The sequence below is a fragment of the Thiosocius teredinicola genome (assembly GCF_002009425.1).
Classification (GTDB): Bacteria; Pseudomonadota; Gammaproteobacteria; order Chromatiales; family Chromatiaceae; genus Thiosocius; species Thiosocius teredinicola.
The window spans coordinates 1,460,899-1,485,234 of sequence record NZ_CP019936.1; the positions used below are offsets into that span (position 1 = coordinate 1,460,899).

18 protein-coding genes are annotated in these 24,336 nt (G+C 61.1%); 8 read left to right on the top strand and 10 right to left on the bottom strand.

What is annotated here, in order from left to right; translation table 11 throughout:
• The first annotated feature begins 127 nt into the window (after positions 1-127).
• The 6 genes from B1781_RS07155 to B1781_RS07180 all read left to right on the top strand — a co-directional run bounded on the left by B1781_RS07155 (position 128) and on the right by B1781_RS07180 (position 7,391).
• A complete protein-coding gene (locus tag B1781_RS07155) occupies positions 128-994 on the top strand; it encodes a ferredoxin reductase domain-containing protein (protein WP_078119001.1) in 867 nt (288 codons plus the stop codon).
• 338 nt (positions 995-1,332) lie between these two features.
• Positions 1,333-2,466 (top strand): cytochrome-c peroxidase, encoded by a 1,134-nt coding sequence (locus B1781_RS07160; RefSeq protein WP_078119002.1) that lies wholly within the window; start codon positions 1,333-1,335, stop codon positions 2,464-2,466.
• 17 nt (positions 2,467-2,483) lie between these two features.
• Positions 2,484-3,560, top strand: coding sequence for a metallophosphoesterase family protein (locus B1781_RS07165; protein ID WP_078119003.1), 1,077 nt, complete (start codon positions 2,484-2,486; stop codon positions 3,558-3,560).
• 12 nt (positions 3,561-3,572) lie between these two features.
• A complete protein-coding gene (locus B1781_RS07170; protein ID WP_078119004.1) occupies positions 3,573-4,001 on the top strand; it encodes a cytochrome C in 429 nt (142 codons plus the stop codon).
• Between the two features lie 260 nt (positions 4,002-4,261).
• A complete protein-coding gene (locus B1781_RS07175) occupies positions 4,262-6,319 on the top strand; it encodes a methyl-accepting chemotaxis protein (protein ID WP_078119005.1) in 2,058 nt (685 codons plus the stop codon).
• Positions 6,320-6,557: 238 nt separating this feature from the next.
• Positions 6,558-7,391 carry a hypothetical protein gene (locus B1781_RS07180; protein WP_078119006.1) on the top strand — a complete coding sequence of 278 codons (834 nt, stop codon included), beginning with the start codon at positions 6,558-6,560 and terminating at the stop codon, positions 7,389-7,391.
• Positions 7,392-7,490: 99 nt separating this feature from the next.
• On the opposite strand, the gene B1781_RS07185 is transcribed toward B1781_RS07180, so the two are convergent.
• The 4 genes from B1781_RS07185 to B1781_RS07200 all read right to left on the bottom strand — a co-directional run bounded on the left by B1781_RS07185 (position 7,491) and on the right by B1781_RS07200 (position 12,335).
• The gene (locus B1781_RS07185; RefSeq protein WP_078119007.1) at positions 7,491-8,279 is read right to left on the bottom strand and encodes a PP2C family protein-serine/threonine phosphatase; all 789 of its coding nucleotides are present in this window, start codon (positions 8,277-8,279) and stop codon (positions 7,491-7,493) included.
• Positions 8,280-8,309: 30 nt separating this feature from the next.
• Positions 8,310-10,244 (bottom strand): serine/threonine-protein kinase, encoded by a 1,935-nt coding sequence (locus B1781_RS07190; RefSeq protein WP_078119008.1) that lies wholly within the window; start codon positions 10,242-10,244, stop codon positions 8,310-8,312.
• Positions 10,245-10,250: 6 nt separating this feature from the next.
• Entirely contained in the window at positions 10,251-10,970 is a 720-nt protein-coding gene (locus B1781_RS07195) for an FHA domain-containing protein (protein ID WP_078119009.1), read from the bottom strand.
• Between the two features lie 447 nt (positions 10,971-11,417).
• Entirely contained in the window at positions 11,418-12,335 is a 918-nt protein-coding gene (locus B1781_RS07200; protein WP_078119010.1) for a LysR family transcriptional regulator, read from the bottom strand.
• Positions 12,336-12,433: 98 nt separating this feature from the next.
• On the opposite strand from B1781_RS07200, the gene metE reads away from it, so the two are divergent.
• Positions 12,434-14,719 carry a 5-methyltetrahydropteroyltriglutamate--homocysteine S-methyltransferase gene (gene metE / locus B1781_RS07205; RefSeq protein ID WP_078119011.1) on the top strand — a complete coding sequence of 762 codons (2,286 nt, stop codon included), beginning with the start codon at positions 12,434-12,436 and terminating at the stop codon, positions 14,717-14,719.
• 48 nt (positions 14,720-14,767) lie between these two features.
• Here the strand turns inward: metE and B1781_RS07210 are convergent, their stop codons facing one another.
• From B1781_RS07210 to B1781_RS07220, 3 genes are all read right to left on the bottom strand, one after another.
• Positions 14,768-16,414, bottom strand: coding sequence for a methyl-accepting chemotaxis protein (locus tag B1781_RS07210; RefSeq protein ID WP_078119012.1), 1,647 nt, complete (start codon positions 16,412-16,414; stop codon positions 14,768-14,770).
• 429 nt (positions 16,415-16,843) lie between these two features.
• Complete coding sequence (locus tag B1781_RS07215) at positions 16,844-17,245, bottom strand: tautomerase family protein (protein WP_078119013.1); 402 nt, start codon at positions 17,243-17,245, stop codon at positions 16,844-16,846.
• Between the two features lie 40 nt (positions 17,246-17,285).
• Positions 17,286-17,528 (bottom strand): hypothetical protein, encoded by a 243-nt coding sequence (locus tag B1781_RS07220; RefSeq protein ID WP_078119014.1) that lies wholly within the window; start codon positions 17,526-17,528, stop codon positions 17,286-17,288.
• A gap of 111 nt (positions 17,529-17,639) precedes the next feature.
• Between B1781_RS07220 and B1781_RS07225 the strand changes: the two genes are divergently transcribed.
• Entirely contained in the window at positions 17,640-18,500 is an 861-nt protein-coding gene (locus B1781_RS07225; protein WP_078119015.1) for a LysR substrate-binding domain-containing protein, read from the top strand.
• On the opposite strand, the gene B1781_RS22890 is transcribed toward B1781_RS07225, so the two are convergent.
• The 3 genes from B1781_RS22890 to B1781_RS07235 all read right to left on the bottom strand — a co-directional run bounded on the left by B1781_RS22890 (position 18,421) and on the right by B1781_RS07235 (position 24,083).
• Positions 18,421-18,759 carry a hypothetical protein gene (locus tag B1781_RS22890; protein WP_164513293.1) on the bottom strand — a complete coding sequence of 113 codons (339 nt, stop codon included), beginning with the start codon at positions 18,757-18,759 and terminating at the stop codon, positions 18,421-18,423. The genes B1781_RS07225 and B1781_RS22890 overlap by 80 nt on opposite strands.
• Positions 18,760-18,969: 210 nt before the next feature.
• A complete protein-coding gene (locus tag B1781_RS07230; protein WP_078119016.1) occupies positions 18,970-20,373 on the bottom strand; it encodes a DUF3999 domain-containing protein in 1,404 nt (467 codons plus the stop codon).
• Complete coding sequence (locus B1781_RS07235) at positions 20,370-24,083, bottom strand: DUF2339 domain-containing protein (RefSeq protein ID WP_078119017.1); 3,714 nt, start codon at positions 24,081-24,083, stop codon at positions 20,370-20,372. The genes B1781_RS07230 and B1781_RS07235 overlap by 4 nt, the downstream gene beginning before the upstream one ends.
• Positions 24,084-24,336 lie beyond the last annotated feature (253 nt).

Below are 24,336 nucleotides of genomic sequence, written 5' to 3' on the forward strand. Positions count from 1 at the left end.
GGCATCCGCAGTTCGGGCCGGCGCGGGAAGAAGGGGGAGGTTGTGGCAGTAGTTGCAGTTGCAGCCAGGGACAATGTTCGTCGAAACACGAGGTGGTGTTGCAGCCGCAACACCGGGAGCATGCATCATGACCAGTCTCAGTGAATACGATACCAGTGACCGCTACATGGCCAAGGTTTTGGAAACCCACCGGATAACCCCGGAGAATGCGCCGGAGGTGCGCAGCATCCTGCTCAATGTGTCGCGACCGGGATTCCATTTCGACGAGGGACAGAGCGTCGGTGTGCTGTTGCCCGGGCCGCACGAGCATGGCGAGTTGCAGCACTTTCGTCTGTACACCATCGCCAGCGCACAGGAAACGGCCAAGGTCGGCGAGGCCGATATCGAACTGTGCGTGCGGCGTTGCTTCTATATCGACGAGGTCAACGGCGAAGAGTATCCGGGGCGTTCTTCCAACTTTCTGTGCGATGCGCGACCAGGCGACACGGTGATCCTGACCGGGCCCTACGGTGATGCGTTTCGCTTACCGAACGACAACGAGGCAAACTTGTTGTTGATCGGCACCGGCACTGGCATTGCGCCGTTCCGCGCCTTCGTCCGTCACATCTACGAGAACCGCGCGGACTGGAAGGGCGATGTGCGCCTGTACTATGGCGCGCGCACCGGCATGGAAAAGCTCTATCAGAATGTCGAGCGCAACGACTTTGCCAACTATTACGATCATGCGACGTTCGAGGCGTTCGAGGGCTTGAGCAAACGCCCGTGGATGCACGGCGACGATCAGGGACTGAGCGCGTTGCTCGAACAGAATGCGCAGGATATTTGGGAGCGCATGCAGAAACCCAAGACCTACGTCTACATCGCCGGCCTGGAAAACACCCGCGAGGCCTTCAACAAGGCCATGGTGCAAGCGGCCGGTTCAGAGGCGCGCCTGCGTCTGCAGCGCGAAGAGATGATGGAGCAGGGGCGTTGGTCTGAGTTGATCTACGGCTGAACCGATCTGCCTGTATCTTGCTATTCCCCAAGCGGCGCCGGTGCCGATGGGCTGCGGCAGAGTTCTGGCGTCGCAGTCATGCAGCGGCTGCCGTCCGCGGTGCGTGATATCGAGTTTTTCTCTCTGCCTTCAACGCGCTGGTAGCCGCTTTGCGAACGCTTGAACTATCTGAAGCGTCGCTTTAATTCGACGAAATTCAAAATTTTTCCGCACATTCCGGCAGGATCGAAATTCGCTGTCTATACTCAATCTAAATCCGATAATTAGAATCAGTCTAAGTCCAAATCTAAAGCAGTACCGTCACGATTCCGGCCCGAAAGGGGCGAGGAGGAAGCGTTATGTGTCGTCTTTTGCCTGCCTGTTTGGCGTTCAGTGCGGTTGTTTCCGGTCTTTCACTCAGCGTGGTCAGCGCGGCCGAGGTGCCTCTCGGACTGCCACCGTTGCCGGTTCCTGCCAACAATCCTCAAACCGATGCCAAGGTCGAATTGGGCGACAAGTTGTTCCACGACGCCCGGTTCAGCACCACCGGCGAGGTCAGCTGCTCGACCTGTCACGACGCGAACAAGGCGTTCACCGACAATCTCAAGGTGTCGAAAGGCATCAACAATCTGACCGGCACGCGCAACGCGCCGACGGTCATCAACGCTGCGTACATGGAGACGCAGTTCTGGGACGGACGTGAGCCCGATCTTGAACGCCAGTCGACCCAACCCTTCATCAATCCGGTGGAAATGGGCCTGGCCGATCACCAGCCGATCATCGACGTCGTGCAGAAGGACCCTGAGTACCAGGCGATGTTCAAGCAGGTGTTCGGGATCGCGCCGGACAAGATCTCGATGACCGAGGTGACCCAGGCGATCGCTGCATTCGAGCGCACGCTGCTGTCGGGTAACTCGGCGTTCGATCGTTACTACTTCGGTGGTGACAAGACCGCGATGAGCGAACAGCAGGTTCGTGGTCTCGACGTGTTTATCGGTGACGGCCGCTGTGTGTCGTGCCATACGATCGAAGAGACCCAGGCGCTGTTTACCGATAGCCGATTTCATAACCTCGGTGTCGGTTTCAAGCGCATCCGCGACTCGGTCAACGAGACGGCCGCGCAGTTCGTCATGTCCAAGCAGCAGGGCGCCGATGTGGACGTAGCGGTGCTCACCAAGGCGAACATGTCGGAACTCGGGCGCTTTGCAGTCAGTGAAGACGTGACCGAGGTCGGTGCGTTCAAGACGCCGACGTTGCGCAATGTCGAACTCACTCAGCCCTATATGCACGACGGCAGTCTGGAAACGCTCGAAGACGTCGTTGACTTTTACAACAACGGCGGGCGCGAACAGCCGGACGATCCGATCGATGACTTTCAAAGCGGCGGCATACGCCCGTTGGACCTCACCGACCAGCAGAAGGCCGACCTGGTGGCGTTCTTGAAGGCGCTGACCAGTCCGGAATACACCCACTTGGCCAAGTCGCAAGACTAGGCTCGCAGGAGGACACCATGAGCAAACGCATGAACCGGCGCGAATTTCTCACGCGGGGCGGCGCGGTACTGGCTGCTTCCACCTTGCCGCTGAGCCTGGTCGAAGTAGCGTTCGGCAAGACCGACGAGCGCAATTTCACCTTCGCCTTCATATCCGATTCGCATATCACGCACATCCGCGGCAACGAGTTCGTCCGCAACTGGGACCGTGGCCTGGTGCGGGCGATAGCGGAAACCAACCTGCTCAGTCCGAAACCGGACTTCATCATGTACGGCGGTGACATTGCGCAACTCGGCAAACCGGAAGAGATCGATCACGGCCTGGAGCTGTTGTCGAAGCTGAACGGCGATGTGCACTACGTGATGGGTGAGCACGACTACTACCTCGACCTGGGCGAGTACTGGGAGAAGCAACTCGGCCCGCAGTGGTACAGCTTCGATCACAAGGGTGTGCATTTCATCGTGCTGAACAGCATCCTCACCTACGACGACTGGATGCACAAGAAATGGGACAGCGGCATGGCGCGCATGCTGCAAATGGCCCGCCTGGACAACCCGCAGGGTTCGCCGTTCATGGTCGGTGAGACGCAACGCCAATGGCTCAAAGACGATCTCGCCAAGGTGAGCCATGACACACCGGTCGTGGTGTTTTCGCATTCGCCGCTGCAGAAGATCTACAAGGGTTGGAACTTCTGGACCGAAGACGCCGACGACGTACAGGCCCTGCTCAAGCCGTTCAGCAAGGTCACGGTGTTCTATGGCCACGTACACCAAATCCAGTACAACCAGGTCGACAATATGAGCTTTCATGCCGCGATGGCGACCGCCTGGCCCTGGCCGTATCCGCAAAGCTACGCCCAGGCCAAGAGTTACATGCCGAAGCTGACCGTGCAGATGAACCGTGCCGATCCGTTCTTCGAACGCGATGCCACCGGTTGGCAGTTCATCGACATGGATACCGGCGACGCCGCGATGAAATACAACCTGTACGACAACCAGAATCGCACGGTCGCCTACAACGATGCCTCCGGCAAGCCGGAAGACCAGCGCTACCAGGCCGCCGAAAACCGCATTCCGCCACAAGACCACTATTGAGGGAGCAGACGGATGAATAGCCCAAGTCATACAGCCATCGTGGCCCTGCTGTCGCCCTGTGTAGTGGCAGGCCTGTTGTTCGTGTTTCCGACGGGGTCGGGCGCCGACGAGTTCACCGCGGGCGACCAGGCACGCTGGCAAAGCGAGTACATGAGCGTGGTCGGGGAGGGCGAGCGCCTGTTTCACGGCGGTTTCAAGTCGAAGAACACCGTGTCGTGCGATCAATGCCATCCGAACGCGACCAACACCCACCCCGAAACCTATCCGAAGTTTCAGCAGCAGCTCGGCCGGGTGGCCGAACTCTTCGAGATGATCAACTGGTGCATTCAGAATCCGTTGGAAAGCGACCCGATGGCCGCCGACGACGAACGCATGATCGCCTTGCAGGCCTATATCGCCCACGAGCGCCGTGGCGTGCCGCTGGAGCCGGGCAAGCACTGAGCGCCGTATTCGCCTGGATTCTCCCGGGCATGGAAGCCCGTCGTTCGCACTCCCTGCGACCGTCGGCAGGCACGTCGCCGCGGAGGATTCTCTGCGCTCCCACGGCTTGCCCCCGATGCTGATCAGCCGCCGTTTTCAAAGCCGAATAAGCTTCGCGATTAGTGGAGGCATAGTTCAAGAATTCGCCCCAAGTGCCGACATAAGCTCAGATAATCCGACAATTATTTTGACGTATCTGTACGTTATCAAGGGGCCCAAGGGTGTTCGCAAAGATTCGAAATTCGTCGCTGGTTTTCCAGCTATCCGTCGCGGTGTGCGTGATCACCGCCATCGTGTTTGCCGGTCTGATCTGGTTTGTGTCGGTAAGGACCGTCCACGATGCCATCGCCGAACAGGAGCATGGATTGGCTGACGAAGTCGGTTTGGTCGCAACCTCTCTCGAGTTCTTCAACGACCAATTGGTCAGTCAGACCGACAAGTTGAGCGATATCTTTTTCGGCATGTTCGCCGACGGTCAGTTCGAAGTGGACGGCAGCGCAACGGTGCAGGTCGGCAGCTTCTCGGTGCCGACCTTGCTTTACCAGGGTGAGGCCATCAACAACAACTTCGCCAAGCCGGACGCCTTCACCCGGATGACCGGTGGTTCGGCGACGATCTTCTTCCGTCACAATGACGACTTCCTGCGCATTTCGACCTCGCTGAAGAAGCAGGACGGCAGTCGCGCCTTCGGTACCATGCTCGGTCGCCAGCACCCGGGTTATGAAAGGCTGATGCGTGGCGAGACCTACGCCGGACCGGCCAAGCTGTTCGGCAAGAACTACATGACCAAGTATGTGCCTTTCAAAGACGGCAATGGCGAGGTCATGGGTATCCTGTACATCGGCTTCGATTACACCAAGCAGTTCACCGCGCTCAAAGAGCAACTGGCGAAAGTCACCTTCGGTGAAACCGGTTACGTGTATGCCGTCGATGCCAAGGCGGGTCCGCATCAAGGCGAGTTGGTGATGCATCCCTCGCTCGAGGGCAAGAACCTTTTCGAGATGCCCGATGCCGATGGCAACCAGGTGTTTCGCGGATTGCTCGACGGCGAGAAGGGAATCCTTCGTTATTTCTGGAAGACCGGCAATGCCGAGCCGCAGCACAAGATGGTCGCCTACGAGCATGTCGACGGTTGGGACTGGGTGGTCGCCGCCGGCAGCTATACCAGCGAGTTCACCAGCAATGCAATGGTATTGCGCAACACCCTGGTCGTGGTCGCGTTGATCAGCGCAGCGCTGATTGTCGCTTTGATCGTACTCGTCTTGCGGACCCAGCTGCGTCCGCTCGCTGCCATCGGCGAGCGCATGGAGAAGCTTGGCCAGGGTGATCTGTCGACCAAGTTGGCTCTCAAAGGGGTCGATACCGACGGCAAGACCAACAACGAGATCTATCGCCTGGCGCGCCAGGTACAGATGATGGTCGACTCCCTCGGCGATCTGATCACGGGTATCTCGGCATCCACGCAGGCGCTGAGCAATGCCTCGCAGCGCGTTGCCCAGGTGGCGTTCCAGACCAATGACGGGGTCAAGAACCAGCAGGTCGAGACCGACCAGGTGGCCACGGCGATCAACGAACTGGTTGCAACCGTTCAGGAGGTCGCGCGCAACGCGGCATCGGCGGCCGAAGAGACCAAGCAGGCGGATCAGAAAGCCGGCCACGGTGCGAGCGTGGTGCGCAGTGTCGCCGCTGCGATCGAATCGCTGGCCTCGGAGGTCGAGCAGTCGGCCCAGGTCATCGGGCGCGTCGAACGCGAGAGCGAGAACATCGGCACGGTACTGGAAGTCATCCGCGGTATCGCTGAGCAGACCAACCTGCTGGCGTTGAACGCGGCGATCGAAGCGGCACGCGCCGGCGAACAGGGTCGTGGCTTTGCGGTGGTGGCCGACGAGGTACGCAACCTTGCGCAGCGCACCCAGCAGTCGACGACCGAGATCGATGAGATGATCCAGCGCTTGCAGGCCAGCTCGAAAGAGGCCGTGGCTGCGATGGAGGCCGGCCGCAGCAAGGCCACCGACAGCGTGACGCGTGCCGGCGAAGCGGGCGAGAACCTGACCGAGATCGCCAAGTCGACCTCGGCGATCACCGGTGTCACAGTGCAGATCGCGTCGGCTGCCGAAGAACAGACCTCGGTGGCCGAGGAGATCAACCGCAGCGTCATTCGTATACGTGATGTGGCGAACGACACCGCCAGCGGTGCCGACGAGATGCGCGGCGCCACCGACGAACTGCAGTCGGTCGCCGAACAGTTGCAGTCGGCGGTCGGCCGCTTCCGCGTCTGATCGGTTTCAGTGGATGACAAAGGTGCGCGGCCGCTGGCTGCGCACCTTTTTTTGTTTCTCGCCTACATAGGTCCAGGTCGCCAGAGATAACGAGCGTTCATCGGCGGCGAGGGGCGGGCATTGCCACACCTTTACCCCGATTTATGACGGTACTCGCATTCGGGTAGGTTCGGTCTCGTGCGCATCGGCGGCAGACGTTAGATTTCGGCACCAGCAGCTCGCAGAGAAGGTCAAGCCGATGTCGCCGTATTTCACAGCATTTCGTTCGTTGATGTTTGTCGCCTTGGTCGCCCCATGGTTGGTGGCGTGCGGCGACGCTGACTCGCTCAGCGCCCTGTCGGCCGACGATGCCAACGAGGTGGTCGCTGAAGCCGACGGCAAACGGCTGACTGCAGGCATGCTGCACGATTTCATCGCCGTGGGTGAATTGATGGCTGGGGAAGCATTCAGTAGCGGCGAGCGCGACGATATCCACGAGCGTGAGGTCGAGGATTTTGAAGCCGCGCCGGATCGCGTCCTCGCCTATATGCAGCGCTATACACAGCAGGCCGCTGCGATGCGCTCTGCCGAGAACGAAGCGGCACGTACCGAACTCGGCAGCAAGTACTATGTTGAGCTGGTGCAGAACCTGATGTACGGCCTGGTAAGCAAGGGCGGCAGCCGTCCGCTGCCGACCGATACGGGCGGGTTCTTCGCCGTCGCCAAGCCCGAGATGGAAGCGCTGGACGATACCCTCGAAGACCTCGCCGAACGCGGTGATCTGGCCGGCGTGGTGCTGACCCACCGTGTGCCCGATGGGGAGTTGGTACAGGCGGTTATGGTCGAGATCTACCGCATGAATCTGAACCAGCGGGTGGTGATGCCGGCCTACAATGCCGCCATGAATCAAACCCGCCAGTCGTTCGAGCAGGCCGGCCGGGCGACCAACGACGCGATGGCCGAGCACGGCGCATTGAACGCCTGCGATCTCAATCCCGACTGCAAGAGCGAATACCGGCTGGAATACGACAGCAGCGGCAAGCTCGAGGAAAAGCTATACATCAACGAGACACCGGTGATCCCGGCGGATTAGGCCCTGTTTCGTCGTTGCCCGGGTCGGGGATAGGGCGGTCCGGTCGAAGCTGGGTAGACGAGCGGGGCGGGGCGCAACGCGCGTGTAATCTGATGACCGCTAGCGAGCCAGGCGGCCGCAGATGCCGGCCAGATGCATCCACGCCTTGCGCAGGCGCGACGGTCGGTAGGTAGCCAGGGCAACACTGACGTTGTCGCCGAATGTCCCGCCGCGGTGGGTTGCAACGGCTGCCAGATCGGCGGCGATATTGTGCTCGCCGGGCACCTTCAGTCGCCGTTGTGAAACCTCTCCGGCGTCGACCTGGCTCCAGAATCCATCGCTGCACAGCATGAACCAGTCGTGATCGCCGACCGCGGTCGCACCGAACTCGGGCTCGAGTTCATTCTCGCCGCCAAGGCACATGTACAGCCGGTTATCGATGGGTTGGCTCGACAGATAGTCTTCGGCGCCATCGGTTGCGTTCTTCAGAAGCTCGTTGATGGTGTGATCGTTGGTGCGCCCCAGCAGCCGTTCTTCACGAAAGTGGTAGAGGCGGCTGTCACCGACGTGTATCCAGTAGGCCTCGCTGCCTTGGATATACAAAGCGGTAAAGGTGCTGGCCGGGTTGCTGTTGCGCTGCGCGCCGACATCGCGGATAGCCTGGTCGGCCTGAAAACACAACTCGGTAAGAAAGCGCTGCGGGTTCTTGATGGCCTTTGAGTGAAACTCGGCCTGCGCGGTATCGACCACGGCTTTGGATGCGAGGGCGCCGTCCTGCTGACCGCCCATGCCGTCGGCCAGGACGACCAGGTGCTCGTTCTTGCGATTGAGTTTGCTGAAGACTTCGGCGCGATCCTGTTGATCAGCGCGCCCGCCGATGTCGGTTGCAAGGTGGAATTGCCATTGCATCGTCGCGTACCGTTCGAGTCGTTGCGGCGATCAGTCGAAGATCGCTCGCCAGACGCTCTTGAAGTCCTTGACGATGTTGCCGCTGCCTTCGCGCCCGCGAACGCCTTGGTTCTGGTTTGGCACTGCGACGGGTTCAGCGACACTGATGACGGGTTCGGGCGGTTGTTGCGCAGCCGCGATGCGGGCCTCCCTAATCTCGTTTATTTCACGCCTTGCGGCCAGCAGTGCCCGGTTGCGAGGCTGCAACCGCAGACCGCGACGCAGGTAGATCTGTGCACGCCGTTCACTGCCGGCTTGCATCGCGCCCAGGGCGAGGTCGGCATAGCGGTCGATGATTGCCTGCATGCCTCGCTTGGCCGTGGTGTTCTCCGGATCGACCTCGAGGATCTGTTCGAAGTAGCTGTAGGCATTGTCTTTTGCCGGCGTCGTCAAGCGATTGCGTTCGAGCGCACGCCGCGCCAGTTGTTTCAGTTCATCGACGCGTGCTGTTTTGTCGTCTTCGGCGTTGTGCAGCGCTGCCACGTCGTCGGCAACCGGTGCTGTCGTATCGCTGACTTCGCCGTCGGCAGGTTCATCGGTCTGTGTCTGCTCGGCGAGCTCTGCCGTTTCATCGGCCGAGTCGGTCTCGGTCGCCAGGATGTCGTTCTGTGTTTTGTAGCTCTCAGGTGCGTCGGTGTCAGCCGTGAAGGTCGTACCGGGAACTGACGCTGTGTCGTCTGCCGCAGGTTCGTCGGGAGCACTGAGAGTCGCGGTATGGCTTTCACCCGATGACGTGGCTATTGCGGGCGAATCGGACTCGATAATCTGCGTTTGCGCTTCATCCGGTGTCGCGTCGCTCGTCGCGGCGGTCGACGGTGCTGCATCGATAACCGGCAAATCGACGGTTTGTGATGGCGGCTTGTCTGCCGGTGCCGAGTCCTCAAGTGCCCCGGTGTTTTCGACGACCTCGACGCGCGCTGCCGAATCACTGTCAGCCAGCGCGTCGGGCGTGTCCGGGTCGCTGCTCATCAGCAGTGCGCCACCGAGGATGACGGCGAGGATGCCGCCGGCGATGGCCGCAGACTTGGGCAATGAGAATTCACCGTTGTGGGTGAATGCGGCAGCCACGATCTCCTTGAGCCTGCTGCCCGTCTGGAAGCTGCCGTCGCGCGGCCCATGCACCGACAGCGGCTCCGGCGGCGAGCGCCGCAGTTCGCGCATCATGTACACCAGTTCCTTGGCCGAGCCGACCCGGTCTTCCGGGTTCTTGGCGATCATGCGGTCGAGCAGCGGCTGGTAGCCGGACAGTTCATGCGGCAGCAGCGGGATGGGTTGGGTCAGGTGGGCAACGATGGTCTCGATCGGCGATGCCTTGGCGAACGGCTTTTGGCCGGTGAGCATCTGGTACAGCACGATGCCGAGCGCGTAGATATCGGTACGGCCGTCGAGTGGCCGTCCTTCCGCCTGTTCGGGACTCAGGTAATAGGGGCTGCCGAGTGCGGCGCCGTCCATGGTCAGATCCTGGTCGCTGTCGAGCAGCTTGGCGATGCCGAAGTCGGTCAGCTTCGGCGTGCCGTCCGAATGGAACAGGATGTTGCCCGGCTTGATGTCGCGGTGCACGATGCCCTTGCGGTGCACGAAGCGCAGGCAACCGGCGATCTGCTCCAGAATCGACAATGCCTTGGCCGGCGGCATGCCGTTTTCGCCGATGCGGTCTTCGAGCGAACCACCTTCGAGGTACTCCATCGAGATGAAGTGGCGGTCGCCGATAACGCCGACGTCGTGAATCGTGATGATGTTGCGGTGGCCGAGCGACGCGATGATGCGCCCCTCGTGCAGGAAGCGTTCAGCCTGTTTCGGGTTGTCGAACTTGCGCATCAGCTTCAAGGCAACGCGGCGCCCGAGCGACTCCTGTACCGCGAGGTACACGGATGACATACCGCCCTTGGCGATGCGTTTTTTTACCTTGAACTTCGGTGCGCTCATACTGCGTCAAGCTGCATCCGCCGATCGATAGTAGAAGCGCAGCGGGATACCCCGCACCGACAGCGTGTCGCCGTCGTTCAGCTTTTGCTCGTCGATGATCTTTTCGTCGTTCAGCGAGACCTTTCCGCGGCGCGCCGGCACCACGTAAAAGCCATCATTGCGGCGCTGGATGCGGGCCGCGAGGCTGGGCGCGAAAAAGCCCTTGGTGTTGAGGTCGCAGGCCGGCGAACGGCCGATCGTGAAATTGACCATGTCGAGGCGGAACTGCGTGTCCTCACCTTCGCCTTTGCCGATAACGGCGAGGAAAGGCACCTTGGCGCGCTTTTTCAACTGCGCCAGGTCGCCAATGCTGGAGATGTCCAGCTCCATGGTCTTTTCCTGCTCGGTGCGCGTCTTGGCTTCCCAATCGGCCGAGCCGCTCTCTTCGCCCTTTGCGCGGGCAACGGCCATGAACTTGAGGACGAAATTGAAGATCTGAATCTCGTCCCAGTAGTTGAGTACCTGTGCCTTGACCCGCTTGCCGCCGACAAAGGTGCCATTCGAACTGCCGTTGTCGATCAGTACGTAGTTTTCGCCTTGTTTTTCGATGATGGCGTGTTGCTTCGACACGCCGCTGTTTTTCAGCACGATGTCGTTCTGTTCAGATCGTCCGATCGTCGTGCGATCCGGCTTCAGCTCCCTCTGCTCGAGAAGCTTGTCGCCGATGAATATGCGAAGGTAGGCCATGTCCCGATTGATTCCTGCGTCGTTATAAGTTTTCCGCGCGTGCACGGCAACCGGCGGATTTCATTGCGAATTTCTGCCTGGATACCGGTCGCTCACCCTGCTGTCAACCGACTCCCCCTAGTGACTAAACGGTATTCGGCAGTAGCGCGCATTTCTGAAGTTTTATGCCTACTTAGGGCTTGCCGTGGTCCCAAAACCTGAGCTGGGTATCACAATCGCGAGGCGCCGGCCTGGCGCGGGCAACGACGGCTGCAAAGCGCAGGGTTCGGCAACGCGATCTGCCGGGCGTCAACGGCGTTCGGCTGGCGAACGACCGGAACCTCGAGTATGGCTACGAGCAGGCAGGCGTGGGAATGTTATTCGTTTGTCCGGATTGTGTGGCAACGGTTGGTGGTGCGCAACCGCCGGGGGCCGCTCGGCGAGCGGCTGGGCCAGGCGCGAGCGGTCCTAAACCGGTTCGATCTCCGCCAGCTCGGCAAACGCGCTGCGCTGCGCTGTCGCGATGAAATCTTCCAGATAGGTCTGCCCCTGGTCGGCCTTGCGCGATGCGGCGTAAAGGGTGGCGGCAAGCCCCCGTTTGCCGAGCCGGCGGGACGCCACCTGGCCGGCGGCCAGCGGCGCCGCCAACACCCAACCGGGCAGCACGGAGACCCCGCGGTTGCTCTTGACCAACTCGAGCATCATCAGCGCCAGCTCGGCGGTGCGTACCGCTGCGGGTTCCACGCCGGCCGGTGTCAGGAAGCGGCTGAAGACGTCGAGACGCTCGCGCTCCACGGGGTAGGTGATCAAGGTTTCACCCGCCAGGTCGGAGGGTTTGATGTATTTCCTGCCGGCCAGCCTGTGACTGGGCGACAAGGCAAGCAGGATGTCGAAGCGGAACAAGGGCTGAAAGCGCAATCTGGGGTCGGCGATCGGATCGGAGGTGATGACCAGATCGAGCTCGCCCTGCAACAGCGCGGGCAGGGCCTCGAAACTCTGGCTGGCGTTCAAGTCGAGCTCAACGTCCGGCCAGTCTCTGCGATACACGTCCATCGCCGGCAACAGCCAGTCGAAACAACTGTGGCATTCGACCGTGATGTGCAAGCGTGCGTCCGCTCCGCTGGCGATGTGGCGTAGCGCACTCTCGGTACGACGCACGGCCGGCAGTACCGTCTTGGCGAGTTCGAACAGTGCGGCACCGGCCGGCGTCAATCGCGGTGGACGCGTTTTGCGTTCGAACAACACTACGCCGAAATGCGACTCCAGGCCTTTGATCTGGTGCGATAGCGCCGACTGGGTCAGATGCAGTTGCTCTGCCGCCCGCGCCAGCGAACCGGAGCTCATCAGGGTCTCGAGGGTGAGCAGGTGCTTGGTTTCGAGAAACATGAAAAATATTCAACTACAAATGAAAAACGATCGTTTTACGTCAAGTTAACGCTATCCCATCATGCGCCGCTCGGCAACGATTCAGGGAACAGCAAACAATGATTTCGGCACATAACCTGGGATTTCCGCGCATCGGTGGAGCACGCGAACTGAAATGGGCGCTGGAGCGCTATTGGCGTGGCGAGATTCCGTCCGCCGTGTTGCAGACGACGGCATCTGAGTTGCGCTCGCGGCATTGGCGACTGCAGGCCGACGCCGGGCTGGACAATGTGCCGGTAGGCGACTTTTCCCTGTACGACCAGGTGCTCGACCATAGCCTGATGTTCGGCGTCGTTCCGTCACGCTTTGGCGCGGCAGGCGACATGCCGACGCTCGATACCTACTTCGCGATGGCCCGCGGCATGGCGGCTAAGCCCGATGTGGGTTTCGCCAGCGAGATGACCAAGTGGTTCGACACAAACTACCACTACCTGGTGCCGGAATTCGAACCCGAGCTGCAATTCAACCTGCATGCAGATGCCTTGTTGCAGCAAGTCGGCGAGGCGCAGGCGATGGGCCTGAGCGCCAAACCGGTGGTCATTGGTCCGTTGACCTATCTGTGGCTGGGCAAGGTCAAACGCCAGGCCTGCGCAAAGCTCGATCTGCTGCCCGACCTGGTCCGCGTCTATGCGCGTCTGTTCGCACAGCTCAAGCAGGCAGGCGTCGAGTGGGTGCAGGTCGATGAGCCCATACTCGCGCTGGACCTGTCCGCCGAGTGGCGCCAGGCATTCGAGTCTGCCTATACGCAACTGGCGACACAACGGCCCAAGCTGTTGTTGACCACTTACTTCGGCGACCTGCGAGAACATCTGCGACTCGCCTGTCATCTGCCGGTCGACGGCCTGCACCTGGACTTGTGCCGGGCGCCGCAACAACTGCTGCCGGCGATGGACTGGTTGCCTTCGCACAAGGTCCTGTCGCTGGGCGTGGTCGACGGCCGCAACATCTGGCGCGGTGATCTGACCGGCCTGTTGGATACGCTCGATCCGGTTGCGCAGCAACTGGGCGACCGTTTGTGGCTGGCGCCATCCTGTTCGTTGCTGCATGTGCCGATCGATTGCAGCGCGGAGCATACGATCGATTCGGCGATTCGCGGCGGCTTGGCGTTTGCAGTTCAAAAGCTCGAAGAGGTCGGCCTGCTGAAACGCGCGCTGGCCGAGGGGCATGCGGCCGTTGAGCATGAACTGCGTGCAGCCGAACACGCGATAGCGATGCGACTGGCACATCCCGCGCGGCTCCGTCCCGTGGTGCGCGAACGCGTGGCGGGTGTGAACGATGCGATGGCGCGGCGCAATACCGGTTACGCACAGCGGCGCCAGGTGCAACGCGCGCGCCTGCAATTGCCGCTGTTTCCGACGACGACGATCGGCTCGTTCCCGCAGACGGCGGAGATCCGGAGCGCTCGTCGCAACTACAAGCATGGCGAGTTGCCGCTGGCCGGCTATGAAGATGCGATGCGCCAACACATAGCCGACACCATACGTCGCCAGGAGGCGCTGCAACTCGATGTCCTCGTGCATGGCGAGGCTGAACGCACAGACATGGTCGAGTACTTCGGCGAGCAACTCGACGGTTTTGTTTTCACCCAGCAGGGATGGGTACAGTCGTATGGCTCACGTTGTGTGAAGCCGCCGATCATTCACGGCGACGTCGCGCGACCGCGGGCGATGACGGTCGAATGGGCGCGCTATGCGCAATCGCTGACCGACCGACCGGTGAAAGGCATGTTGACCGGTCCGGTCACGATCCTGCAGTGGTCGTTCGTCAGAGACGATCAACCACGCAGTGACACCTGCCAGCAGATTGCGTTGGCCTTACGCGATGAAGTATCCGATCTCGAACGTGCCGGAATAGCGATCATCCAGATCGACGAGCCGGCACTGCGCGAGGGGTTGCCGCTGCGCACGAGCGACTGGCCGGCCTACCTGCGATGGGCGGTGCGATGCTTTCGTATCGCATCGGCCGGGGTGGACGATGCGACGCAGATCCACACCCATATGTGTTACGCGGAGTTCAACGACATCATCGATGCGATCGCTCAACTCGACGCGGATGTCATCACCATCGAAACCGCGCGCTCCGATATGGAACTGCTCGAAGCGTTCTCCGGCTTTGCCTATCCCAATGAGATCGGCCCGGGTGTCTACGATATCCATTCACCCGCGATACCGGAGACCGGACGTATGGAAGGATTGATGCGCAAGGCAGCGCAAAGCATTCCGGCGGAACGCTTATGGGTCAATCCAGACTGCGGGCTGAAGACGCGCGCTTGGGGTGAAGTTGAGCCGGCACTGCGCAACATGGTCGCTGCAGCGCGCCGTTTGAGGGAGACGGCGGTGAACTGACGACGGATGCCAGGCATCCGCCGCCGTGACTGGATCGGTCAGCGCTGTTTAGACCTTGAAGTGCGAAACCTGCTGTTGCAGCGCGTTCGACAACTGCGCCATGCGCTCGGCTGCGGAACTAGTCTGGTGGCCGCTGTTGGTCGCATGATCGGCATGGTCGCGAATCGAGACCGTGTTGCGATTGATGCTTTCGGCCACCGCACTTTGCTCTTCGGCAGCACTCGCAATCTGCGCATTCATGTCGTTGATGCGGGCTACCGCGGTGGTGATGTGCTCCAGCGACTCGCCGGCGCTGCTGGCGTGCTCGACGCTGGCGCCTGCCTTGTCGCGACCCAGCGCCATCACCTCGACCGCGCGTGCAGCGCGCGACTGCAGCGACTCGATCATCGATTGAATCTCCTGCGTCGATTCCTGGGTGCGGGACGCCAGCGTACGGACCTCATCGGCGACTACCGCGAATCCGCGGCCCTGTTCGCCGGCGCGGGCGGCCTCGATGGCGGCGTTCAACGCCAGCAGGTTCGTTTGCTCGGCGATGCTCTGGATCACGTTGAGGACGCTGCCGATGTTCGAGCTTTCATCTTTCAGTTCGCCGACGACGACACTGACGTTTTCAACCTCGCCGGCGAGATCGTGAATGGCACTGACCGTCTTCATTACGACCTTCTTACCGTCTTCGGCGGCCTTGTCGGCCTCGGTCGCGCCTTCGAACGCCGTTGTGGCGTTGCGTGAGACGTCCTGCACGGTCACGGTCATTTCATGCATGGCGGTTGCCACCTGTTCGATCTCGCGCAGTTGCTGGTCGACCGAGCTGCGGTTTTCGCTGGCAAGCTGCAGCACTTCGGAGGCAGCCCCGCTGATCTCGGACGTCGAGTTGACGATGCCGCGCACGGTCGCCTGCAGCTGACTGATGAAGCTGTTGATTTCTTCCGCCATCTGGCCGAGTTCGTCTTTGCCCTTGGATTCAATGCGAACCGTCAGGTCGCCTTCACCCTGTGCCAGTTCGTGGACATGGCCAATCATCTTCTTGATCGGACCGACAATCAGGCCCGGCAAGGCGATTGCCAGCACGAGGCACAGCGTCAGGCCGACCGCCGCGATGATGGTGGTTGTCGTGATACCGGTGTCGATCGTTGCGTTCGATGCTTCGCGTAGCTCGGCCACCTTGCCGAGCGTAGTCTCGGTGAGCTGGTCGAGGATGTCGCGCATCTTGCCGAATACGACATCGGCTTCACCGAAGCTCAGCGCGATTGCTTTGTTCTTCGAGGTTTCGTCGCCCTGGCTGTACAGGCTGACGACCTGGTTGGAGAGATTCTCCCATCGGTCGCGCAATTGCTCGTATTCGGCATAGTGTTTCTTGATGGTTGCATCGTCGTGCAGTGCGGCAAACTTGCCCACGCGCTCGGATGCCTGGGCCATATTTTCACTGTGCTGTTCGCGCAGCGAGTTGAGCGTTGCGGCGTCGATGTTGGGCAGCGACATACTGCGCTCAGCGACCAGGCTTTGATAGAGGTCGCGGTCGGCCTGCAGCAGGAAATCGATGCTCGGCAGGTACTGGTCGCCGATCGTATGTGTCTTGTCGCCGATCCCTTGCGTCGTGGTGACGGCGGTAATCGCCAATGCGACGAGTGTGGCAGAGACGATGGAAAGCGGTATCCACAGCTTCCATCGGAACGACAGGTTGTTCATCCAGTTCATCGACTGATCCCTTGTGCGTGGGTCGAGGTAGTTGCCAAGCCCGTATTTTGATGCTGGCGCGTCGCAGGCAGCTGTTTTGCCAAGTGAGGTAAACGCGACGCAAAAAGCCGGGGTTTCCCGGTACCCAGGGGTGTCGGCAAGCGGTGATGAATCTGAACCGCACAGGTGGTGCGTTTTGTGGAATGGCGTTCGGGTTTTGTCGCCCTGTTTTGATCGCCGAAGTGCTGCTCGGATCTACAGGGTCGCTCCAGGCAAGGTGCCATGCGACGGCACCGGGCATACGGCTCGCTACGACGGATATCGTATTCCGCCGCGCACGGCCAACTTGCCGGTCTGCCTCACTGCCGCCCGGCCGGCGGATGCGGCAGCTCGCCTCGAGGGAAAGGGGCGCTGCATCCGTGTGCGCCCGGCAGTTAGTTGGCGATGGTGTCAGGCCGACTGGCGTCGCGCGAGACGCTGTTGTTGGGTTACGCCGCCATAGCCCCAGGCGGCACTGTCGACGTCGTGAACGACGACATAGCTGGCTGGGTCGACATCGCCGCGCAAGGCTTCGATCTCGTTGAAGACCGCGGCAATGTAGCGCGATTTTTCGTCGTCGCTGTTCGTTCCCTGGGTCACCTTGATCTCCAGAAAGAACGTTGTTCGATGGGTGGAGGCGACCGGCTCGGCGCCGACGAACCAGTGGTCGGTCGCGGCGCCGCCCAGGCGTATCGAGGTTACGTCGGGGCGTTTACCGAGGATATCGCGGGTATGTCGCAGCAGGCCGGCGGCGATGCTTTCGGCTTCGGCTGCCGTTGGTGGAGGTGAAATCACGAAGTGCAGGTAGGGCATTTGGGTTTCCTCGAGCTGGTTGAAAAAGGCAGTACCGTAATCAGCACTCGCCGCGCGAACGTCTGCGATGCCCGAAGCCGGCCACAGCGCGACCGAGTTTGCGCCGCAGAACCTGCGCTGTGTCGACCGCGGCTTCGGCCACGTAGGCACCGCGCAAACGGCGGCAGCGGCGCTCGACCTCGGTCCAGTCGATATCCCGATCGCGGCGTTCGAGCTCGCGGTCGATTTGCCTTTGTACTGCGTCTACCAGGGGACGGTGGCGGTAGCGATCCCAGTCGACCATAGCGTTTCTCCTGTCGTTCGGCATGTTGCTTGGCTTGCCTGGGAGATTAGGGTGGTCTAACGTATTTGAATAACGAAATGTTTCGATTAAATCAATCGCAAAACGTGAACTATGGCCCTACCCAATCTTTCAACCGACTTGCTGCGCACCTTTACCGCGGTTGTCGAAACCGGCGGTTTCCTGCGCGCTGCAGAGCGCCTGCACAAGACGCAGTCGACCGTCAGTCAACAGATGCAGAAGCTCGAGGCCGAGACCGGGGCCACGCTGTTCCGGCCCGACGGCCGCAAGCGTAAGCTCACGGCGGCCGGCGAGACGTTTTATGGCTATGCCCGCCGGATGTTGGATCTGCAGGATTCTGCGCTGGCAGCGATCCGCCAGCCCGGTGTCGAGGGGCAGTTGCGACTGGGCGTTTCGAATAGCCTGTCGGATGGACCCTTTCCACAATTGATTGCGCGCTTCATACAGGCGTATCCACGCGTCACCGTCAATGTGCATGTCGGCTACAGCGCCGATCTGCAGGCTGCCTATGAGCGTGGTGAATTCGACGCGGTACTGGTGTTGGAAGAACAGGGAAAGGCGCGTAGTGGTGTGGTCATCGAAACCCACCGCCTGTTGTGGATCAGCCCTCAGGATTTCGCCTGGGACAGGGAGCAACCATTGCCGATCGCGACGTTCGATCGTCCCTGTGGATTTCACCAAGCCGCCACCGAGGCCCTCGATCGGGCCCGTATACCGTGGCGCCTGGTATATACCACCTCCGGTCTCGCCGGCTTGATGGCCGCAGTGAAAGCCGGACTGGCACTGACTGCGCGCACGCAGCACGCAGTTCAGCCCGGTACCCGCTTGGCGGACGAGCGATGGGGGCTGCCCGGACTGCCGAGTTACGATGTGGTCATGCGACGTTCGACAACCATGCTGGTGGGTGATGTTTTCGAAGAGCTGCTGCGTGGGACCGAGTTGAAAGTGGGCTGATGGTCTTGCTCGCCGGGTTGCCAACCGCGAGACGCATCAGGGGTCGCTGAATCCCCCAGACGATCGCGAAGATGATCAGCGCCCACATCGCGAGGCCGGTCAACAATACGGCGAGTCCGTCCGGGTCGATGGATTTCGAGAACGGGCGCAACACGATGTAGCCCAGGCCCTTTACCAGGATCTCACCGAAGATCTCCATCACCACGTGGACGACGAACCTGAAGATCAAGCCGACGGCCTCGCCGGCGATTTCACCCAACGGCACGTTGCCTCCCTGCGATCGACTGACGCGAATCGATGGTTGTCCGCAAGATCAGCGAAAGCCGTGAAGGATTTACCGAGCGGATGCATGAACCCGATGTGTCGCTGTGCATGTCGCTGAAGCGGCACCCGATGTAAACCTTGGCGCCCGTTCGGTAGCTCTCGCCGGCAGCAAGCTTGCGCATAGTTGCACTTGGTCGAGTGCTATTCATTTCTTCGGCGGCAAGGAGCGAACCAGGCCCCAGGCCATCAAGCCCAGTATTGCGACGCCGGCAAAAAGTGTGGCCCAAAGGGCTGTGCGTTTCCACTCACCATATCCGCTGGCTTGGTCATCGGCCTGTGCGGCGATGCGATTCGCCTGCAATGGGGTGTTCAGTCGGGCGATACCGTACTCGACGTTGCTTGCCTTGCTGTCGGGAATCAGCGTCGCCAGAGGCAAGTCGGCCGGCGCGATGTCCTGCCTGCCGATGGCGAGGCGATAGGGGCCGGGACCGCGGGCGAGAAATATCAGCGATTTCGAACGCATCCCCGTCCGTATCATCGGCGGCGACTTGCCCAGACCGGTGCCGCGCGAATCGGTCCGCAGCATCAGTTCATCGGTATAGCCGATCGACAGCGCAAACTCGTCGCGCACCACCGTGTCATCGCCCAATGGCACATCGTAAAAGATGTCTCTCGCGGCCAGTCGCCAGCCGCGATCCTTGTAGACCTTCGATTTTTGCGATGAATAGCGGCCGAGTATCTCGATCGGCGCGACGATCGGTGCGGACGTGCTGTCCGCCATAACTTTCACCCGATCGATAGGGAGCGTCGCGTTCAGTTTCCAGACGAAGCCACCGTCCTTACTCGGGGAGCCGCGTTGCGGTTCGGACCACACCCTGGCGGGAGCAACAGCATCGTTGTGGTGACTTTGTATCCTGGCCGACGTGAGTTCGATGGCCTCTTGGTCGGAAGGCCATGAGAGTCGTAAAAACCGGGTTTTCGTTTTCGGCAAAGTGACTTCGTCGACGGTGATGCGCTCGCCGTTGAATGTGAGGTTGACGATCTGCCCCCGGCCCACCTGCCGCCAGTGCTGCAGGTCGTCGCTTAACTCGATGTCGAAGTATCGAAAGCCTTCGACCGGCTGTGTCCAGCTCAAGCGCAGCGTGTCGGCCGGATGTTCGAAATGACGGGCGTCGAGCAGCCAGCCGCTGTGCCGCGAATGTTCGATTGTCGCTGCCTGGCTATGCGGGAACTCAATCGTTGTACTGTTGTTTTTGCGATACACCACCACGCCGTCAGGCGTTTCGGCTGAGTTCGAATAGAGTGGAGACAGGCCGACAGCGGCTTCGTGAACGACTTCGCGCTGCGCGGCTGCGGTGTCTACGATCGCGAAAGGCAACGTTTCATCGTTGGCGTTGAACAGCCTGATGTTGTTGAGATGTGCATTGCCTGCGTTGCGATAGACCGCCATCGGTACCTGCATGCGATACCAGGGTGGCGAGCCGGTGACATCCAGGGTTGCCTGTAGCGGAAAGTCGGCGAGTGTATCGGCTGCGGTTGCCGGATACGGCGACAGACTCAATGCCGGGAACAGCATGACGACCAGGCTGACGGCGAACGGGTGTCTCATGCCTGAGTGTTCTCTGTGTTGCTCTGTTCTTGTGCGTCGTCGCTGTCGGCAAGTCGCGGTGGCAGCGGTGCAAAGTAGCCGATGATCAGCAAGAGCACGCCGACGCCGATGAAAGACACGATACGCTCCAGGCCACCGCTGTTGCCGAGTTCGACGAAGAACAGTTTGACGACGACGATGGCGATGAGTGTCGCACCGACAACCCATACATCGCGGCGCGTACGCAGATGACCGGCAATCATCAGCCCAAGCGCAATCAGTGTCCAGACGATGGACAGTCCTGCTTGAACGCGCATCGACGCCAGCAGAGACTGGCTGTCGAACGCAACGCCGCCCCAGTGGTGCGCAGAGCGCAAGACGGCCATTGTCGCCAACGCGAACAGTGAAGCGCCCACGGCGACCTCAAGCCAGCGACGCCTGATCGGCATCGAGCGTTCGTTGTGGCCGAAACCCGTCGGCACCCAACGCACGACGGCGGCGAGTACCAGCAGCATGCCCAACTCCAGCGGGTTGAGTACCGGAACGTAGGGCAAGGGTTCGGCGCTACCGTCACTGATCAGGTTGACCAGCCAGAACCAGCCGAGCAACAGGACCGCGACGGGTAGCGCGGCGATGGCGCGGTACTCGCGCGGCCACGCAGACACGGGCCAGGGCAGTGGCCGCTGGGTGGCCGCCGCGGCCAGATAGATGCTCGGTACCAGGGCCCAACCCAACCAGCGCCAGGCGTTGTATTGTTCGGCCAGCGCATAAAAGGCATAGCGCAGTTGCAAGGCGAGCACTGCGAGAATCAGCCACACGCCGATGACATGGCTCCACGCCAACAACCTGCGTGGCAGGATCGATTCGAGCCGGTGCAGCGACCAGAAATGCGCAAGCACCACAGCGGCCCAGCCGGCCCAGCCGAGGTCGGCGAATGGTTGATACAGCAGGTGCCAGTACACGGCGATCGAAGCGATGGCGATCGGTAATTGCACCAGGCTCGCTACCGCCAAGCCCGGCCAACGCAAGCGGGGGGCGAACCATGCCGCCAGAACGACGCTGGCGGCGGTAGCCATCAGTATCAATGCGTGATGTAACGTGGAGGGCGCAAAGCGAAGGATCTCGGTAACCGTGGCGAAACCCCACCAGGCGACTCCCCACAACAGCAGCAACCAGGATAGTTTTTCGAGATCCAGCGTGCCGAGCGTCGCGCCGCGGTCACGTACCGACGCGCGATAGAGGCGCAGTGATCCCACCAATGCAGCCAGGGCCAGCACCACCGGTGTCCAGAAACCGGCGTGCGCCAGCGGGCTGAGTCCAATGGTGGAAAAGTTGAGGTCGTGGATGGCCGAGTCAGACAGAAATGCAACGCCTGCGACCGCTTCGAGGGCGAGTCCGAACAGAAAGCTCGGACGATGCTGAAGCGCCAGGCCGAGCCAGATGATCAGCAGGCCCGATCCACCCCATACCGCAGTTGCCGTGCGCCACGGCAATGCGAACAGCACCGCCAGGTTGACGATCAGCAGGCCGACCAGCAGTGCCGCACCCAGACCGGACCGCAGATGGCGGTTGCCGAGCACGAGTTGCTGATTCACGGCGAGGACCATTCCCGCAATCATGCTGAATCCAACCAACAGTGCCGACAGCATGCCGCCGGAACCCGACGTCAGTACCGACGCCGTGCTGTCGGGATTGATCTGGATGCCTGCGGCAAACACGACGCCCGCCAACAACTGAATAGCGAAAGCGGCGTAGAGGAAGACGGTCGACCCGATCTTCAGGCCGGCCAGCAGGGTTGCCAGTCCCGCCAGGGCCCAACCGATCTGTGTACCTTGGGTGGCGAAACTCAGCGGTGGTATCAGGTATACAAAGGCCAGTCCACCGGTTGCCAGTGCGGGCAGCAGGGCATACTCCCAGGGCGGCGATTGATCAGCGCCGCGCCTGCGCAGCAGATCGTGGCTGAACAGCAGCGCTGCACCCACCATCAAGGCGCCAAGCGCCGAACCCTGCAATAACGTGTCCTGCCCGAACTGCAGCGTGCTCAGGTAAGCGAGCGCTGCACCGGCCTGCATCAACAGGGCGAACACCCTGGCGACGATACGTTGTTGTCTGACACCCAACCAGTAGAGTCCGGCTCCCTCGACGGCCCAGGCGGCAGACGTCCAGTCGGCATCGAATGCCAGTGGGATAGCCAGGGTGCCGAACACGACGCCGAGTGCGAGGCAGGTCTCGACCAACAACATCGCGCGGTCGGCCACGCGAGCGGATAACCAGCGGGCGAGCAACAGGTAGAACAGGCCCATTGCCAGGGCGCTGAACGCGGCGCCGAATTCGATATGCTGCACAACGCCGTACTGCAACCCAAAGCCGACGATGGGCGCACCCAAAAGCACGCTGCCATCGACGTAATCAGTCTGGCGAACCGACCAACGCAAAACCTCGTCACGCGACACGTCCTCGTCGAAGCCACGCGCGTCGAGCAGTTTGCGCCGTGCAAACAGCAAACCGATGGCGACGTACATCAGGAAGAAGACGATCAGAAATGGCTGCGTGCTGGCGTACAGGCTGGGTTCGTACGAGCGCAGACCCCACGCAAGGCCGATCCCGAAGGTGCCGATAACGCCGATCAGGTTCAACAGCCGCCAGGCTTTGAACCACGCGATGGCAAAGATGCCGGTGTTGAGCAATACGAAATAGCTGAACAGGGCAACGTGGTTGCCGGAACCTGTGGATGCCAGGATGGGTGCAGAGAAACCGCCAAGCGCGGCCGCCGTGGCCATGCTCAAGGAGTTTTGCGCCACTGCCAGTACGGCAGAGAAAGCCGTGATGCCGACCAACAGCGAGAAGGCGACCTGTGCCGACAGCAGGGGATGCAATCGCATGGCGGCGAATACCGTCAGGTAGAGTATGGCGACGCCGGTTCCCTGGACGATCAAAGCATAGTTGGGTTTGCGTTCGCGCAACCACCACCCAAGTCCCAGCAATGCCAGGGCAGACAGGGTTACGCCGATATAACGGTATTCGATGGCGACAACGACACGTTCCGACGCGTATCGCAGCAGAAATGCCAGGCCGAGAAACAGCAGCACCGCACCGACGCGCAGAACGGTGTTGCCCCCCAGCAGCCAATCACGCGCGCGCACGAAGGCACGTTCGAGAAGCGGTACCGGCACCTCATTGTTGTACGTCGTCGTTTGGGCGCCGTCGTGGCGCCGCTCAAGGCTTGCCTTGGCCGCGCTCGACAGCGTGACATTCTCGTAAGATGTTTCGCTGCCGGCCTGCATGGACTCGTCCGCCGTTTCGCCCGCCGTTTCGCCAACTACGGCGGTGTCTGTCGAGGGCGGCGCGCTGACGATATCCGGTCGGGGCTGCGGCGGTGCGTCGTTCGCGGCCTTCAATGGCTCGGAATGCGGTTCGAGTTTGGGTGCTTCAGTTTCTGACTGTTCCGCGAGGTCGGCCGCATCTGTCTGCACCTCGCGCTCGGGTTCGACATCCCCTTGAGCGTTTTGCGCTGTCTCCTCCAATACCCGGATGCGGTCACTGAGCTTTGCGAGGGCTTCGCGGTAATGACTGTGCGTTTCCTCCAGTATGTCGCGCAGCCGGCGAACTTCGGATTGCAGTGGTAGGAGAGAGGCCACCAGCGCAAGCAACACGCCCAGCGCAGCGGCTTCGATCGATTCTCCGATCCAGGCGCCTAAGATGAGTCCGCCCAATATCAGGGTCACTTTCACGGTTGCATGTCCCCCTCTTGCCCTGCGCTGGTCGATGGGTAGATGCGCGGCGACCCGCTACACGACAGGCGAACCAGGCTTGTGTTTTCTGGCCAGGGGGATCGAAGAGTGAAACCGGGCGCCAGGGTCTGTGACGCAGTGATCAAGGGGTCTCGGGGCGACATAGATTATCCATTCAAGCCATTGCTTCCCTGTCATGCCTCGGCGACGGCATGCATATTGCCAGCGAGTGCGTGGACAGTGTAACGCGATC